A 2243-nucleotide genomic window follows, 5' to 3' on the forward strand; every position below is an offset into this window, starting at 1 on the left:
AGGCCTTCCTGGCCGGCTATCGCGGCTTGTTGATGAGCGACGGCTATGACGCCTGGGGCACGCTGACAGGCGCGACCATCTTGGCTGTATGGCGCATGCGCGCAGGAAATTTACCGATGCGCTCAAGGCCAGGAAGACGCCCGGCGGTCCGCCATTGCAGGCGCACAAGTTCTTCGAGGCGTTGTATGAGGTCGAGAGGGTGGCGCGCCAGACGCCGCCCGACGACGAAACGCGCGCCGCATACATCTTGCGGCTGCGCCAGCAGCATAGCCTGCCGGTATTGGCCGCCTTCCGGACCTGGCTCGACGACCAGGCGCCGAAGGTCCTCCCCGAAAGCTTGAGCGGCAAGGCGATCGCCTATGCGCGCAACCAATGGATTATCTGACCCGTTACACCAGTGACGGTCTCGCCCCGATCGATAACAATGTTCTGGAGCGCGACATCAGGCCGTTTTGCACCGGACGAAAAAGTTGGCTGTTCAGCCACACCGTTACCGGCGCCAAGGCAAGCGCCGTGATCTACAGTTTGGTGCTGACATGCCGGGCATGCGGCGTCGATCCCTATGCATGGCTACGTCACGCGCTCACCGAATTGCCCCAGCGCGCGCCAGACGCCGATATAGAAGATCTGTTGCCGTTCAACTGCACCGCTCAAAAAAACCTGCCAGCTGAGAATATCGGCTGACGTTCGAACGCTCAGGTCAACCAAGCCGTTCCGATGACACTGCTGGGGCCCGGCGTCACGCGACGCCGCGGCCAGGCGCGCGCGTAGCCTGTGCGGTAAAATACGCGCTTACGACAAGCGCGCCAGGGGCGACTGGGCGGCGATGCTGCGCCTGCTCTCGTTCCCGTCGAGGTCACACCTGTAGCGGCTCCGATCTCGAGCGGCGCACCACAACTGGCGTCTTCACCGCCTGCGCAGCGTGCAAGGGCCGGAATCATCGAGATTGAGCTCGGGGGCGGCTGTCGTGTTCGCGTTGACCGTGACGTGGACGTTGAGGCGCTGCAGCAGGTTCTTGAGCTCTTGCGACGACGATGATTCCGATTCCGAGCGGCGTCAGGGTCTGGATCGCGACCGGCCACACCGATATGCGCCGCGGCATGCGAAGCCTGGCTCTTACGGTTCAGGAGAGCCTGAAGCGCGATCTCCATGCCGGCGATCTCTACATCTTCCGGGGCCGCAGCGGCGATCTGGTCAAGATTCTTTGGCATGATGGGTTGGGCATGTCGCTCTATGCCAAGCGCCTGGACCGAGGCAAGTTCATCTGGCCTTCGGCGTCGGACGGCGCGGTATCGATCTCAGCGGCGCAGATGGCCTATATGCTGGAAGGGATCGACTGGCGGAATCCACAACTGAGCTGGCGACCGAGAAGCGCAGGTTGAGTACAAAATCCAGCAGGTTTTGCATTTTTGGGGAGTCCCAACGCTTCCAATCTGTGATTCACTGTGTCGCATGGATGCTGAGCGCGACGCTGTTCCGGATGACATTGCCGTCCTGAAAGCGGCGCTGGCAGCCGAGCGTGCGAAGGGTTTGGAAGTCGCCGCTGAACTTGCGGTCGCCCGCGCGAAAGCGTCTGAGGACGAAGCGCTGATTGCCCAGCAGAAGCTGCAAATCGCCAAGCTAAGGCATCAGATCTATGGCCAGCGGTCGGAGCGTTCGTCGCGCCTGATCGAGCAGTTGGCCTTGACCTTCGAAGAGTTGGAAAGTGACGCCACTGAAGACGAGCTGGCGGCAGAGCGCGCTGTGGCCAGGCGACGACGGGGCGCGGATTTACGCGCAAGCGCGGCGAACGACAGACGTTCCCTGAGCATTTACCGCGCGAACGAGTCGTCATCGAGCCGCCGACGGCTTGCCAGTGCTGTGGCGGCAATCGTCTGCGCAAGCTCGGCGAGTACGTGACGAGGACACTGGAAGTGGTACCGCGCCAGTGGAAGGTGATCGAGACGGTGCGGGAGAAGTTCTCCTGCCGCGACTGCGAGAAGATCAGCCAGGCCCCGGCGCCATTCTATGCCGTCGCACGGGGATGGGCCGGCCCGAGCCTGTTGGCCATGATCATGTTCGAGAAGTACGGCCAACATCAGCCCTTAAACCGCCAGGCCGAGCGCTACGCCCTCGAAGGCGTGCCGATCGCGCTGTCGACCCTGGCGGACGCCGTGGGGTCGGTCTGTGCGGCGGCGCTGGATCCCCTGCTGCGCCTGGTCGAAGCCCATGTCATGGCGGCCGAGCGCCTGCATGCCGATGAT

At 63.0% G+C, this 2243-nt stretch carries 1 protein-coding gene and 2 pseudogenes; all 3 read left to right on the forward strand.

Going from position 1 to position 2243, the window contains the following annotated elements:
• Positions 1-684: pseudogene (tnpC, locus tag ACM43_RS09735) on the forward strand (IS66 family transposase); the annotation flags it as partial.
• A 350-nt stretch (positions 685-1034) separates the two neighbouring features.
• The gene (tnpB, locus tag ACM43_RS09740; RefSeq protein WP_036032545.1) at positions 1035-1382 is read left to right on the forward strand and encodes an IS66 family insertion sequence element accessory protein TnpB; all 348 of its coding nucleotides are present in this window, start codon (positions 1035-1037) and stop codon (positions 1380-1382) included.
• Positions 1383-1452: 70 nt separating this feature from the next.
• Positions 1453-2243 (forward strand): annotated as a pseudogene (locus ACM43_RS09745) (IS66 family transposase); the annotation flags it as partial.

Source organism: Bradyrhizobium sp. CCBAU 45321 (assembly GCF_028128975.1).
GTDB classification, from domain to species: Bacteria; Pseudomonadota; Alphaproteobacteria; order Rhizobiales; family Xanthobacteraceae; genus Bradyrhizobium; species Bradyrhizobium yuanmingense.